The organism is Dehalococcoides sp. UCH007, assembly GCF_001010485.1.
GTDB classification, from domain to species: domain Bacteria; phylum Chloroflexota; class Dehalococcoidia; order Dehalococcoidales; family Dehalococcoidaceae; genus Dehalococcoides; species Dehalococcoides mccartyi_A.
Map to the genome: position 1 here is coordinate 1253157 of NZ_AP014722.1, position 14634 is coordinate 1267790.

Consider the following 14634-nt stretch of genomic DNA (forward strand, 5'->3'; position numbering starts at 1 on the left):
AGCTCTTGATTGCTTTATTAAGCGTGCAACCCAAGCGACTTACTACCTTATCTACTTAAAGATACCCGTTATTTGTCTACCCTGCGTCTTACTGATCTTGCCGCAAATAACAACGGTACTACAGCTAACAATAACACTATGACGCCCACTATCCATGCTGACGTATATTCAAATTCATATGTAGCACTGGCATATGTGTGTTGAATAGCAAACAAAGCTAGTAACAGCCCCAATATGCCAAGTACCCACTCATTCCACTTTAAAGTGATATTATTCTTTTTAAACCAGGTAAATAGCATAGTTAGTCCAACTGCTAATGCAATTGTTAAGAAAAAATATATAGCATCCATTTCAATTTCCTTTATTTTCTATCGAATTTAGTATCTATTTCTAAGTACCGGGATCAAAGCCGTATATCGGTCCTTCTTCTTTCCACCAGTTAGAATTTTCCATGGTTAAATCACCATATCCTAATGCTTTCTCCATATTGGTAAAAAAACTATTAAAAACAGTCGTGTTAGCAACAACACCTTTTACTATTTTGTGCACTAATGAAGCATTTTCCAAACCTAAATAAGTAAAAGGGCAGGAGGATTGACACATACCGCACTGGTTATGGCAACCACTCCAATCCGTTCGGTAGCCGAGATATCCTTGTACATTCCACCAATTACCTGAATCCCAAGTTGGTTCGTCTTCTTGGTGCACACCCCCAGAGACGCAAACGTCACGGCATATATAACAGGTTTTGCAAAACTCAAACATACCTGCATCAATTGGCGGGGTAGGAGCTATCGGTAAATCAGTTACTACTCTGTCAGAACCACGTTGTGAAGAACCAAACTTCCAATGGATAGCAGCACCTGTTCTACCCTGTTCACCTTGCCCGTCAAAAGTGGTAAAGCAACCACCCGGTCCCCATCCAATTGGCCAATATAAAGCGTGATAACCTAGATTCTTAATAAACATTTGGACTAAAGTGCCTACCCTAGCGAAATCTTTGTATACAGTATATGATCCAGCACCTGCTATACCACCCGTCCTCTTATTGAGTTCTTGTGGTTGAGGTAGGGTGAAAGTGAAAATGGATTCACACTTTGTTGGAATAACCCACTCTGCATCATTGTAGTAGCTATAATCCGCTTCCTTAAAGTTAATAGGTACGGCATGGTCAGGAACCTTGGGATAAAATTTTGCATCGATCATTCCTGGTCCACCTATTTCACTGTATGTTCCTTTTCCTAGAGTCATCGGCTGAGCTTTCTTATATATTAGTTTTTTGCATTTGGGATCTGCCAGGTTAAGAGCACCAACGCCACCAGCACCAAAATATTTTGCAGCTGCCCTCAGCATTAGAAAATTGTCTTCTGGAGTACCCTCCCATTTTGGTACGCTCCCATCAGGTGGCGCTGAATCATGTGGCGGACCATACAAACCCCATCTCGCGTAAAACTTACCGGGTTGATCAGGATAAGTTTGGAATAGTCCGTGCCCTTCCTCACCACTACCAGGAAATGGTTGAGTTACTGCGTAAAATAGTGCATCCGCCCGCTGATCCCCTCTCCCGTGTAACCCACCGTCCCAACCAGGGAACCTCTCTTTTTTAGCGGCCAAAATTCGCTTCTTTTGCTCTTCACCTGACATTCTCATCTGAAGCCTATTGCCCCATGATGTAAAGGGAGCATCTGGAGGGCCTTCATAGACACCCTTATGCTGATACCCGTCATATCTATCAAAAATATCCCAGTCAACTGTAATCGTAGGGTCAAAATGCTCTCGATGCTTAACGTACCAAGGTTGATCTTTAGTAGAATTTGCTTCGCTTGAAACAAATTCATCAATGTCATGAAAAACCGGAGCTGACGCCGCAACACCAATACCGCCCCCGGCTAATCCTAGTCCTTTCATGAAATCTCGGCGGCTAATCGTTTTATGAAATTTACTCATAAATTTATCCTAAAGATATATTTAGGTCTTTCCCTAGAGCCATTCAGTCTTTCCTGAACGCCAAATATCCATAAGCGTTTCCTCAGTACAAATACACAGTTGATTATTTGTATTCTAGCATTTTATATAGTAATGTCAATTGCACAAAATACGCAAAGATATATAAAATAAATGTACTTAAGTATTAATACTTAAGTACTAGTCTTTGCTAATTTACTACATATCGAACACGAGTTACTTTAAATAATAAAAACTACAGTTATTTTTGCATCTTAACATCCTGCAAACCCCATCACCATTGTTTCAGGGAGAGTCCAACCCTCCCCCGTCTCCACCAGAAACACGGACGAGCCGGCGGGTGAAGTACCCAAAGGCTCGTTTAAGATACGTATTTTGGATTCCTTCTTTGATACCGCCACCTGAAAAATGGGTTTAAAGGGCGGTTTTACCTTAACTGCAATCACCGAGCGGCTCTGTTTCACATCCACATACACCCCGTCCAGCATGGTTAAAAGTATCTTCCTCTGTTCAGCAAGGTTTGCCTTGCTCCAGAGTACAGGCAGATTCTGGATAAGTTTCCCAGCCTGCTCGGATGCATCATAATCAGGTACAACCAGTGATTCCAGACTGAGTTCCAGAAGTCTTTTCTGCCTTAAGTATTCTTCCTCAGGTATCAGACCATCTATATAGGTCTTGGCCATGCGGTGGAGCTTACCTGTTACCTGCTCTTTTTCTTTTTTAACTCTTTCCACTTCATCCTTAAGGCTTATGATGGAGAGTACCTCTTCAAGCCAGCCCGGACCAAGCTCTATAGCGGAAACAAGTTCCCTTATCTGATTATCTATTACATGGCAGGCTATAGTACCGCCATGTCCGGGGCATTCCTGTATGCTTCTTGAAGCCTGATGCTCCCGATAGTAGCTGTTTCCGCTTTTATAAGTTTGTGCCCACATAGGCATTCCGCAATAGGCACACCTGACCAGTCCTTTAAGCACGTATTCTCTACCAGGTGAAGTAGTCAAGGTTTCAGATCTGCCCGAATTCTTTTTTAAGGCTAGTTGGACAGTATCAAATAATTCCCGGCTGATTAAGGCTTCATGGGCACCGGTTAGGATTTCATCCCGGTGGTTTATCTGCCCGGTATAGAAGGGGTTATGCAGGATATTTCTGACTGAGGAACTGGTAAATAATCTTGGCCCTGAAACCAATTCTCCGTTGGCATCAGGTAGATTTTTGGTATTGCGGGTACGAAATCCCTGTTCATTTAGCCAGATAGCCAGTTGGGAGAGAGTGGTTGTACCAGAGGAATAGCGCCGGAAAAGCTCGGCTACGGCTGGTCCTTCCCTTGAGTGAATGTGAAGTCCCCCGGGGTGTTCCTTCTCGCAGCGCCTTTTCTTTTCTCCTTTGTCGCCTATCTCCCAACAGGATTCATAGCCGAATGGGATACAGCCATTGTGTTTGCCTTCCCTAGCTCTTTGGTCAAGTCCTTTTCTGACATGGGTACTTAAGGCTTCACTGAAATACTGGGCAAATGCCCCCAGCATCTGGGTGAAAAGGATACCATCCGGTTTAGAATAATCCAGATTTTCAACAATAGAGACCAGCCCTATCCCGTACCTGCCCAGTAGTTTTAGTGATTCCAGAGTAACGGTAAGATTCCTCGACCAGCGGTCAAGTGTATGTACAACTACAATCTCAAATTCATTTTTGGCTGCATCTTCCAGGAGTTTCCTGAAGACCGGTCGTTTATGAATACTGTCTACATGGGCGGATTTGCCTTCTTCCCGATATATACGTACAGCCTGCCAACCCCGGTTCTTGCAGAGCTCGGTAAATAGCCTTTCCTGGGCATCCAGAGAGTAACCCTCAACCTGTGAAGCCGAAGAGACCCGGACATAGGCAACCGCCCGTTTAGTTTCGACCATTTCCTGTTTCCCTGTTAGCTTCACGCTGAGAAACTGAAAATGCCACCTCTGCCAGAGTTGTCAGAAACTGTTCTACCATCATCTTTTGCATTACCTCAACCTCAGAAGTGGCGGTTAGTGTATACGCAGCACGTATACGTGTCAACTCATCCGATTTATCGGATCGAGTTATCCCTTCAGATGCAAGCTTGCCGCCATCTTCCTGTATAGACATCTCTAACAATTCCTAATTCATTTGCAGAAGAGTCTTTCAGATTTTTCTACTACCTGTCTCACATATTCTTGTTGAGTAATAAATCCCCTGAAATGCCTGCCATCTTTCGGGCAGACAAACATAATGAAAGGTTTACCGGATTTACGGCCGCTGGCCAGTTTCACCTCCAGCGTTTCACTGCAGACCGGGCATTTTATGGATTCGACTGCCATATCTTTACTCCTTATCCAAATACGATTGACATAATAGATACAAAGCCTGTCCTCTTAGAGTGGGATTATCACTTTTATTACCTCTGGCAAAGGGAATAAACCGGGTTATGGCTTCTTCTACAACTTTCTTCTGGTCATTTGTCAATTGAAAATTGAGATGACTCAATTTGGTAAGTCTGGATTGCTGCCAGTTTTGGAGCTGAACACTCAATTCTTCCTGGCCTATGGAAGCCAGAGAAGTCAGATTATCCGAGGATTCAGGTAATACCAAAAGTACTTCTTCCTGTTTAATCTGGGACAAAATTTCCCGTAGAAGTTGAGCTCTGAGCCCCAGGTCATCCACCCCGTGGATATGATTTAGAGCCTGAGTCAACAGTTTAGCTTCAGAGTCATTTAATTCAAGTACAATACAAGGCACAGTTTGTATCTTAAGTTCAACCAGTACCTTTAATCTCTGGTTGCCGGATAAGACTTCAAAATACCCATCTTTAGATCTGACCACCAGATTTTCAACCAGTCCATATCTTTTAATGCTCTGTTTCAATTTCTCAAGTGTCTTCTCATCCAGTTGGTTCGGGTTCCAGACCGCTTCCCTGAGAATCTCCAAGGGCAAATTAGTTGTTTCCACTACTTCCCTCCTTTATAGGGTAGGGTAATACCGCAGATTTCAGGTATTCCCTCCATTTCGAATCCAGAAAATATAAATATCTGTGCTTGGCAGATTGTTTAATCGCATTAATTTTTATCCCCTGTTTTTTTAGGTAGCCCTGTTCACGACTGCCCAGAAAATTATTTAAAGAGCGTCCGTGCCTGAGTCGGCCATCTCCCAAATCATACAGGGGCATCGCCGAGGATAGTCCGGTATAAAGCCAGCCGGTAGCCTGATAGATAATTCCCAAGTGACCTACCGATGGATCGCTGTAGGATATCAGAAACTTTAAATCTGTATGACGTTTTAAGTACCTGAATATCACCCCTAAAACCCTTGATTCAGCATTTTTAGGTAAATCATCTGATAACCAAAATCTGGTAAGAGTTAAACAATCTTGAGGCTCTGCCCCATCCACCAGTCGGTAAGCCAAGGCTGGACCGGCACCTAAAGTAATGGCACCGGTCAGCCGGTTATCCAACATAACCCCAAAACAAAGCATCGTGCCTGCCGGAAATGAATGCAGATAGTGCTCCCGCTCCAGAATCCGGGCAGCCGCTTTCCGGGGAATTGGGCAAACCAAGAGGTTATGGAGCGCCGCGCTGGGATTTAAACCCGCTCCTGTATCCCGGCAGGATACCATGCTACTCATCACACCCGCGGCGCAATTTACATCCATAAAAACCTTCCTTGCCTTAAGATCCCAAAACCATTTGGTTCCCCAAATTATCTATCTCTCTATTCATCATCATTTTCCGGGTCATAAGTTTCTTCCTCCTCTCTGCGGCGTGCAATTTCTCTGGCTCGGTACGCAAGAGTATGGAAAATAGAATCCTCCAGCAAGATTTCATCCGCCCTGATACCCAGCCGGTATAGTACACCCAAGAGTTGCGCTAAAGTTTTCATTGTTGCCTCCTCTTGCCAACTTTCTGTTGGCATCAATAAAAGTATGTCCTATAATTCATGAAGTGTAATTGCGTCATAGGGGGGTATCTATGACAACGGATAAAATACAATGGGCGTTAAATACCTTATTCCCCAAAGGTGAGGAGAATGGAGGGCCAGCGTATTTAATATTAGACAAATATCAACCCGCAATAACAAGTTTACGCAAAAAAGATCCTGCTTTAGCAAGAAGAGTTGAACGTACGCTTAAACTAATATTTCCAGAGTACTTTCCTCGGAGAAAATATATCAAATGGGACGATACTTATCGTGCGACAAAGGCTAGAATAAACCTTTTACCTCATAACCCATATCTTAGAAAAGATATCTCGGATATTAGAAATGCACTTGGTCTTCCTGATGAGCAAATTAAGATACCATTTGAACAAAAAATATATTCTGATAAATTACAATTATTGATGAAACCGAGAAAAAACCAGGAAAAAGTATCTCAAGAAGAGGCCCAAAGGATAATCGGAGTTGAAGTACTATTGGAGTGGTTAAAAGTATTTCATGAAGTCGAGACCAAACATCAAATAGCTGATAGTGATTTACCCCTAGATATCAGAAAGATGGCGATCAAATCTGCAGAGAAAACCTTCAATACTACGAATTTCCCTGTCTGGTTGCAAGAGCACCTTACATCAACAGTAAATGATGAAACTTCTTTTATAGATAAAGTTATAGACCTACTAATCAAACGACACAGACTGCCGTTTGATTTATATTGGAAGTATGCGATTCAACAATTAAAATACTATCTATTAACTAATAATCCAGAGTGGGTCACAAACTTGGGATATAAAAACATTATAATTTCACCAACATTTTATAAGGGTAGTTACGTAACTCATTTTAATGCCACTATCACAAATATCGATGAGACCTTCACTTTTGAAGATTGGACCAAGTTATGGAATAAGTATATAAAGCCAGAAAATAATGCACTACTGGAAGCAAGTGGTAGTATACCTCAAGGGCGCCTCCCTGTCGGAGTTGATTTTAATAAATTAGAGAAACGGATTAAATTTTTCGAACCCATGATTAATAACAATTTAAGTCCACAGGAGATCGCGAATGATTGTCCAAAATACTTAGATTTAAACGATGACGAGCAGAATTTAGAGCAAGAGTCGATTGTTGATTCAATGAAAAAGTTGAAGACACTTCTAGAACCAAATGATTAGAACGATATGAACTGGATCCCTAAGAGTTAACACTAGAATAAAATGCGCTGATTATTTAAAACAAATCGGCTTTTAATGGTATTAAAATTATCAGTAAAATACGAACATTTTGCAGGTAAATTTGTCATATTTATCATATTTTATAACACACCTTTGATGTAAACTATGGCGATGATTTTTGGGATTTTACCCAGTTAATCAGATCCTCTTTTATGAACACCCGTTTATTTCCCAGCTTATATGAAGGTAAACCTTTCTTAATCAGATTGTAGATTGTCTGGTGACTGATACCCAGAAATTCCTGAGCCTCTGAAAAAGATAAAAAACCGCACTCAATCTTCGTTTCTGACTTCTCTATTTTCTTTCTAACCATTGTAATACTCCATTTATTTATGGAATATTACACATCCGTATTGTTTTAGGCACATATTGATTATATTTGATTATTATTGACACCTATGCGTTTATGTTATATCATCTCTTTATCCATGTACGGGAGGATCTAATGCGAAAACTAATTATCTCATTAGCTGTTATTTTTACCTTGCTGCTTTCCATTTGCCTTACTGGCTGCAATACCAATATCTTTGACCCCTCAGGTAACAACCCGGGATTATTTAATCACCCTCTGGTAACCAAGATCTCATATTTTATGGATAATACATTTGATATTTCCGCAGGTGATTATTATAAATTCGAGTTTACTATTTCTTCGGATATGCTTAATACCCGGGTTGGGGGTTCGTTTTATGCTTCCGGTGGATCAGGTAATGATATCCGGATGCTTATTCTGGATAGTACCGATTACGTTAACTGGGCAAACGATCACTTTGTAACACCTTGTTATGACTCAGGCAAACTGACCACTCATTCATTTATGTTGAATCTTACCGCTGGCACCTACTATCTGGTTTTAGACAATACTTTCTCCTTCATTTCTTCCAAGCAGGTTAAAATCGATGCTGGGATGGAATGGCAGGAATACGAATAAACTTAAGGAGAATTTACATGGCACTCGGATTCAGCCTTACAATAATCGGTTTAATCCTGTTCGCAACCTGTTATGCAGCCTTTGGAATAGACCTCAGCCAACTGGGCATCAGAATCGGGCCTATTGAGTACCAAATGCTTCAATGGGTGATGATAATTGGAGGAGGGCTGTTCCTATTAGGATTAGTTAGGATCATTGCGAAATCTATTGAACGCAATAATCACGATAATAAAGAGTAGTAGATTTGCATTTAATATAAGAAGGTGACTATCGCCAATCCCTGGAGGCAGTCACCTTTTCTTTCACATCCAGAGACTCCACTTTCTGAATAACCAAATTACAGGCTCCGTCTTTCCGCGAAAGATAACCACTCACTATCAGAAAAGGTTTTTTGAAAGTAAGTTCACTCTGCCGGTAAACGCTAGGGAATACCATGCAAGGTATATGCCCAAATTCATCTTCAAGGGTAAGAAATACTACCTTGCCGCGGGGGCGTTGGCGGCGGATAACCAGTCCTGCAGTACTCAGATAATCCCCATCTTTCATTTTGTCTATGCCTTTACTCGTGCAAATGCCTTTGCCTAATTTGTGCCTTAAACTGTCCATTATATGCCCGGTCGGGTAAAGTCCAAGATTGGAATATTCATCTATCATTTTATCCCAGTTACATGGTGGAGCAAGTGTAGCCAAATCCTGTTCAACCGGCAACGGCAATGGAAGTTGGCTATTGGCTGGCTGGTAACGCAAACCTATCTCCCACTTTACTTTGCGCCTGTTAAGTTCAAAACTGTCAAAAGCGCCTGCGCTTGCCAGGTTTAAAGCAACATCTTCAAGTACCCCGCTTCTTTCCAGAAAATCACCAATGCGTTTATAATTACCTCTCTCAGTACGTGTTTCAGTAATGGCACTTGCTGCCGCCTCACCCAGGCCACTCACCATAAGTAAACCTAGTCTTACTGCCCCATTTTCTATCCGGCAGAGCCTATCGCTTTTATTTATATCTGGATTCAGAATCTTTATACCATGACGCTTGGCGTCTTCTTTTAGGGTTTCCAAGTTGTAAAAGCCCATCGGCTGCTGGTTAAAAATAGCTGTAAAAAATTCCAGAGGGTAATATAGTTTCAGCCATGAGGCCTGATAGGCAGTCACCCCGAAGGCAAAGGCATGGGATTCGGGAAACATATACTGACCGTTAAACTTGCTGAAAATAACCCCGGCGGTTTCTTCGTCTACCCCCCGCGCCAACGCACCGGCAAGAAACCTGCTCCGGTAATCTTCCAAGAGTGCCTGATTATGCCGGCGGCTAAAAGCCCGCCTTAGCTGATCTGCCTCGGCTGGTTTAAAACCGGCCACATCTATGGCCAATTGATTTACCTGATCCTGAAAAAGGACTATCCCCAGGGTGCGCTCAAGGGCATGCTTTTCAAGTGGGTGATCAAAAACTACAGGTTTTTTACCGCATCGTCTGGCCAGATATTCCTGCACCCCCCCATTTACACCCACCCCAGGACGTACTGCACCTACCTCATGGGCCATATCAAACAGGTTGCGGGGCTTTAAACGCACAATAGTCTGCATCTGGGCGGCAGATTCCACCTGGAAAATGCCTATGGTATCTCCTCTGCAGAGCATGTCATAGACCTTCTGGTCATTAAAATCTATTCTTGACATATCCGGCATAGTGCCGGTTCTCTCATAAATAAGCCCGGTGCATTCCTGTATCTGAGAAAGTGCACCCAGAGCCAGAAAATCTATTTTCACAAAGCCGGCATCATCTATGCTGTCTTTATCCCACTGGCAGATATAGCGTCCGGGAGTGGTTGCTGGCTGAACAGGCACTACATCTGAAATCGGAGTGGAAGAAATTATCATACCGCCGGGGTGCTGTCCAAGATACTTGGGGAAGCCGTCCAGTTCCCAGGAAAGACGTAAAAGGTCACACCAGCCGGGTGAATCCAGTTTTTCTTTAAATTGAGGGAGCTTTTGCATAACTTTTTCAAGCTTGCGGGCGCTCCCCCATTCAAGCTGAGCCGAAAGCTGGGCAAGTTCTTCCGCTGGCAGATCCAGTACTTTGCCCAGATCCCTTACCGCTCCGCGTATCTGATAAGTGCCTATAGTGCCGGTAAGAGCGGCATGCCGCCAACCCCATTTCTCATGGGTTCTCAGGATAAGCTCTTCCCGGATACTGCGGGGAAAATCCAGATCTATATCCGGTGCACAGCTAAGGCTGTCTTCAGGCATAAAGCGCTCAAGAGAAAGACCAAATTCAAGCGGATCAATATGGGAAATGCCGATAAGATAGCCGATAAGTAAAGATACTGATGACCCGCGCCCCCGACCGGGAGGGTTTTCCTCAAGCGGCAAATCTGCACTGCTTAGTCCCAAATCCACCATAACCTCCCGTCCCAGTTTGGCCACATCATGGTATAGGAGCAGGAAACCAGCCAGCCTGTGTTTCTTAACCAGACGCAATTCTTCCCTAAGCCGGAATTCAACTTGCGGGCTGACAGTACCGTAGCGTCTTAGGGCTGCCTGATTGCAAATTTCTTCCAGATACTCATCCGGACTTTTACCATTTTCAGTTTGGTACTCAGGGAAACTGTAACCAGATGCGGTTGCAAGATCAAAGTCGCATTTGGCGGCAATATTAAGTGTATTCTCCAATGCCTGTGGGTAGTCCTTAAAGGCCTCTTTAAGTTCATCTAGAGTGCGCAGGTAAAATTCTGAATTGGGCCGCCTTACCCGGTGGCTTTCCTCAAGTGTCTGACAGTGGCGTATTGCCACCAGACAGTCCTGAAGCTGGTGACGTTCGCGCTGGTGGTAATGGACATTACCGGTGGCAACCAGTTTTGCCCCAGTTTGGGCAGAAAGCTGGTAAAGTGTGCGGTTTCGCCCAACATCTCCATAAACCAGGTTTGACTGGATTTCTATGAAATAATTCTCCACCCCGAACCATTCCTGATATTCCTTGATAAGCCTGGCTGCTTCGTCTGATTTATGGGAATTCACCAGTTCAACAAGCTCGCCCTTTGTACAACCTGAGAGGACTATAAGACCTTCTGTATGTTCAGCCAGATACTCACGGGGAAGCTCCGGCTGACGGCGATCTCCCTGCCGGTAAGCTTCAGTTATCAAGCGGCAAAGGTTGGAATAACCCCGGCTGTCCTTTGCAAGCAGGGTCAGGTGATAACCGCCTTCAAGGGTAATTTCTGCGCCTATGATCCCCTTTATGCCCAAGCTTTTACACAACCGGGCAAAACTCATAGCACCACAAAGATTGTTATGGTCAGTAATGGCAAGAGCGGTATACCCAAGCTCTTTTGCCTTGAGTATAAGCTCTTCGAGTGAAGATGCCCCGTCAAGGAAAGAATAATAGCTGTGACAGTGAAGCTCGGCATACATAGTGCTTTCCCTAATAGTTCTGGCGAAACCAGCACCCATCCGCTAGGTTTTTAAAGAGACAGATCTTACAGCCGCTTGCCAGTCTTAATTCAAAATAGAGCCGGGAGACCACCTGAGGGCGCCACCATTCATCATCTATCCGCCAGCAACCCTCTACACCGGCTACAGTCTGCCAGATGCAATCCCTTACAGAAAGCGGGGTGCCACTTTTACTTTCCCTCACCAGGATTGCTTCCGGCAGATCTACTGGTTTAAAGGCACCAGGGCATAGCGTCTTTCGGGTATCCTTGACCATGGCTCCATTTCCTTCACTTTAAATACCTTGGGTGTACCGAAACGCATTTCCATCTGGCGGATATTATCTACCAACTTTTCACTGGACCTTACCTCAGTAAAAATACTGCCCTGCCAGCCTACCGGATAGCTAAGACGTGAAAGCCTGAGGCTCACTTGTTCCACCGGCCCAGGCTGGCTACAGTTTTCAAGCACCTGTCTTACACGCCTGATTATCGCCGTCTGGTTTAAAGCCGGCTCTTTAAAATTAATTTCCTGCTCCCAGCTTTCCCCGCGCCAGCCAAGCGTACGCATTGTGAGGCAGCGGATACCCAACCTGCGCTCACCCAGCCTGGCAAAGGCTTTAGCGAGCAGGGCTTCTGCCGTCATAAATAGCACTTCAAGTGAAACTGTGGGGGAAGGAAGACTGGTGCTTTCTTCTATGCATTCCTGTTTTATCCGCGGGCAAAACGGTGAACTATCCTGACCCCGGCAGAGTTTCCAGATACGTTGCCCGTCCGTACCGAACTGAGCCTGAAGCTGAGAAAGTGACAGTTCGGCTATTTTAGCCAAAGTATCCAACCCAAAAGCTTTCAGCATTTGGCGGCATTTTAGGCTCACCGGCAATATATGGCAGGGCAGTTTCTTAAAAAAATCACCGCTCAACCTGCCGGAAAGGTAATAAGTAGGATCTTCGGCATATAGTGCAGCAATACGGGCCTCAAATTTACTCTTACCAAGTCCAAGGCGAATTCCAAAGGCTTGAGCGGGCACAGCCATACGCGCCCGCTCAAGCAAAGCTACCCTGCCGCCATAAAGCTTTTCAAGCCCACTGGAATCTGCATATACTTCGCCAATTCCGTTTCCTTCTATAAAAGGGCTGAAATATTCAAGGCCATCCAGAACACCTTCAAACATCCGGTTATATTCCGGTATGTCTGCTTTCATCACCTGCATGTCAGGGTGGTGCGAAAGCGCCTGACCCAGCGGCATATCTTTCTTCAGCCCTTCAAGCCCAGGGGTATAATCCAACAGGTATTTCTGAGAATCAATACTGTAAACAAGCCCTGCCTTCTGCTCCCGGCAAAGTTTTCCGGCAAGTACAGCACATTCAAAGGCAAAATGCGGTATTAAGATGCATAAAATATCCATTGCTACTCCATTAAGAATCAATTAAAATATAACAGAACATCTGTTCTATTTTCAACAGGTAAATGTCTGTCTGATGTATAATTTCAGGGAGAAAAATTATGAGTAAAATTTATATAGGCACCTCAGGCTGGAGCTACCCAAAGGGCGAAGGTACATGGAACGGTTACTTTTACCCTAAGGGAACTAAAAACGAACTGGGATTCTACAGCCAGTGTTTCAACTGTGTGGAAATAAACAGTTCTTTCTACACCCCACTCAACCCGGCTTATGTCTGGAACTGGGTGAAGAAAACCCCGCCAGATTTCAGTTTCATGGTTAAGCTTTGGCAGAAATTTACCCACCCCGAGATGTTTGAAAAAGCAACCGGCAAGGTTGCCTCACTCTCAGGTGCAGATGTAGACATTTTCAAACGGGGAATAGCTCCGTTAGAAGCTACAGGAAAGCTGGGGGCAGTATTGGCACAGTTTCCACCCGGTTTTATAAATACCGACGAAAACAAACTCTACCTTGAGGCACTGCTTAATACCTTCAGCCAGTACCCGCTGGCAGTGGAACTGCGTCATAGGAGCTGGAGCGATGATATTAAAACTAGAAAACTACTTTCATCTCTTGATATAGCCTGGGTGCAGATAGACGAACCAGTATTTAAATCTTCAATAAGCCAGGAACTTCCACTCACCTCTTCAAAACTGGCATACCTTCGTTTTCATGGGCGGAATGCCCAGGATTGGTGGACAGGAAATGCTGAAACACGCTACCGCTACCTATACTCAGCAGAGGAAATAAATGAACTGGCAGAACGGGTTAAAAAAGCAGTAGGCTCTACCCAAACCACCTTTGCTTTTTTTAATAATCACTGGCAGGGATACGCACCAAAAAACGCAACAGACTTAAAGCAAGCTATTCAGGCGCGATTTGCTCTAGAAGAATAATTAGCTACTAATTGGGTTCATATTTTAGCAAGACAAGCACTGACTGTTTATATTAGCTACCAATATCTCATGACTTCGCTAATCGGTTTCATCCATTTTCACGTATATCAGAGACTTACAGATATTAGATATTAAGGCTATAATGCAGCTAGTACCTTTATAAAGAAAAACCGGATCAGAATACTAATATTATTAATCCTTCTATTAAGTGCGTTGCCCTCTCAAGTAACTCTAACTAGAAGAATTTTAAGAGGTTAGATATGGCAGATAATGAACAATTTAAAATTTATGATGATACTATAAAACGTAGCTGGGTTGACCAATACTACACTGAGGTTGAACATGTCCAGCAGAGATTTCACTTTTTCTTGGTGTTAATGTCCTTTTTGATTGTGGCATTTGTAACACTGGTCATTAATATAGATGCTAACCCATTTTGTCTGCCCCTAATCTGTATACTAATAGGTTTCGGCTTTATACTCTCAATTTACTTTAGTCTAATCTCATATTTTCAAACCAGAGTCATAATGCAAGTGTCAGAAGGCAAACTTTGTTCACCGGTGGCAGGTGATAAAAGAAAATCAACGGAATGGTTGAGCGAATGGTTACCTGACCATTTTGAATATTTATTTAGCCCGTTTGACTTCAACAAGAAAAGTCCGGTAAGCCATACATGGTTTGTGCCGTCTCTTTTCGCATTGCTTTGGTTATTTTTTGCCTTTCTTACTTACTGGATCATAAACTTTGAAATACTTGTATTCTGCTTTCACTAAATCGTCACTGTTCACCCGGGGAAATCACCTCT

At 43.5% G+C, this 14634-nt stretch carries 16 protein-coding genes; 5 read left to right on the plus strand and 11 right to left on the minus strand.

The annotated features are described in order from the left end of the window. Positions 1-68: 68 nt before the first annotated feature. From UCH007_RS06675 to UCH007_RS06710, 8 genes are all read right to left on the minus strand, one after another. A complete protein-coding gene (locus UCH007_RS06675) occupies positions 69-350 on the minus strand; it encodes a hypothetical protein (RefSeq protein WP_012882534.1) in 282 nt (93 codons plus the stop codon). 40 nt (positions 351-390) lie between these two features. Beyond that, complete coding sequence (locus tag UCH007_RS06680) at positions 391-1947, minus strand: reductive dehalogenase (RefSeq protein WP_046961387.1); 1557 nt, start codon at positions 1945-1947, stop codon at positions 391-393. Positions 1948-2219: 272 nt separating this feature from the next. Then, positions 2220-3872, minus strand: a complete 1653-nt coding sequence (locus UCH007_RS06685; protein ID WP_046961388.1) for a recombinase family protein — start codon at positions 3870-3872, stop codon at positions 2220-2222. After that, on the minus strand, positions 3859-4086 hold the full coding sequence (locus tag UCH007_RS06690) for a hypothetical protein (RefSeq protein ID WP_046961389.1): 228 nt from the start codon (positions 4084-4086) through the stop codon (positions 3859-3861). The genes UCH007_RS06685 and UCH007_RS06690 overlap by 14 nt, the downstream gene beginning before the upstream one ends. Before the next feature lie 17 nt (positions 4087-4103). Further along, the gene (locus UCH007_RS06695; RefSeq protein ID WP_023652786.1) at positions 4104-4298 is read right to left on the minus strand and encodes a hypothetical protein; all 195 of its coding nucleotides are present in this window, start codon (positions 4296-4298) and stop codon (positions 4104-4106) included. Between the two features lie 4 nt (positions 4299-4302). Continuing rightward, complete coding sequence (locus tag UCH007_RS06700; RefSeq protein WP_046961390.1) at positions 4303-4926, minus strand: ParB N-terminal domain-containing protein; 624 nt, start codon at positions 4924-4926, stop codon at positions 4303-4305. Beyond that, positions 4913-5626, minus strand: a complete 714-nt coding sequence (locus UCH007_RS06705) for a Mom family adenine methylcarbamoylation protein (RefSeq protein ID WP_046961391.1) — start codon at positions 5624-5626, stop codon at positions 4913-4915. Before UCH007_RS06705 ends, UCH007_RS06700 begins: the two co-directional genes overlap by 14 nt. 59 nt (positions 5627-5685) lie before the next feature. Next, positions 5686-5853, minus strand: coding sequence for a hypothetical protein (locus tag UCH007_RS06710; protein WP_155760401.1), 168 nt, complete (start codon positions 5851-5853; stop codon positions 5686-5688). 89 nt (positions 5854-5942) lie between these two features. On the opposite strand from UCH007_RS06710, the gene UCH007_RS06715 reads away from it, so the two are divergent. Then, complete coding sequence (locus tag UCH007_RS06715; RefSeq protein WP_046961392.1) at positions 5943-7079, plus strand: hypothetical protein; 1137 nt, start codon at positions 5943-5945, stop codon at positions 7077-7079. A 163-nt stretch (positions 7080-7242) separates the two neighbouring features. Here UCH007_RS06715 and UCH007_RS06720 read toward each other — a convergent pair whose 3' ends face one another. Next, the gene (locus tag UCH007_RS06720) at positions 7243-7452 is read right to left on the minus strand and encodes a helix-turn-helix domain-containing protein (RefSeq protein WP_023652791.1); all 210 of its coding nucleotides are present in this window, start codon (positions 7450-7452) and stop codon (positions 7243-7245) included. 132 nt (positions 7453-7584) lie between these two features. On the opposite strand from UCH007_RS06720, the gene UCH007_RS06725 reads away from it, so the two are divergent. Both UCH007_RS06725 and UCH007_RS06730 read left to right on the plus strand, forming a co-directional pair. Continuing rightward, positions 7585-8070, plus strand: coding sequence for a hypothetical protein (locus UCH007_RS06725; RefSeq protein WP_046961393.1), 486 nt, complete (start codon positions 7585-7587; stop codon positions 8068-8070). Positions 8071-8087: 17 nt separating this feature from the next. Continuing rightward, a complete protein-coding gene (locus tag UCH007_RS06730; RefSeq protein WP_046961394.1) occupies positions 8088-8309 on the plus strand; it encodes a hypothetical protein in 222 nt (73 codons plus the stop codon). Between the two features lie 28 nt (positions 8310-8337). Here the strand turns inward: UCH007_RS06730 and UCH007_RS06735 are convergent, their stop codons facing one another. Together UCH007_RS06735 and UCH007_RS06740 are read right to left on the minus strand one after the other, a co-directional pair. Beyond that, positions 8338-11511, minus strand: coding sequence for a DNA polymerase III subunit alpha (locus UCH007_RS06735; RefSeq protein WP_072555797.1), 3174 nt, complete (start codon positions 11509-11511; stop codon positions 8338-8340). A gap of 204 nt (positions 11512-11715) precedes the next feature. Then, positions 11716-12897 (minus strand): DNA polymerase Y family protein, encoded by a 1182-nt coding sequence (locus tag UCH007_RS06740; protein WP_046961397.1) that lies wholly within the window; start codon positions 12895-12897, stop codon positions 11716-11718. Between the two features lie 98 nt (positions 12898-12995). Between UCH007_RS06740 and UCH007_RS06745 the strand changes: the two genes are divergently transcribed. Next, a complete protein-coding gene (locus UCH007_RS06745) occupies positions 12996-13829 on the plus strand; it encodes a DUF72 domain-containing protein (RefSeq protein ID WP_052753403.1) in 834 nt (277 codons plus the stop codon). Positions 13830-14089: 260 nt separating this feature from the next. Continuing rightward, positions 14090-14602 (plus strand): hypothetical protein, encoded by a 513-nt coding sequence (locus tag UCH007_RS06750; RefSeq protein WP_046961398.1) that lies wholly within the window; start codon positions 14090-14092, stop codon positions 14600-14602. The last annotated feature ends 32 nt before the right edge of the window (positions 14603-14634 follow it).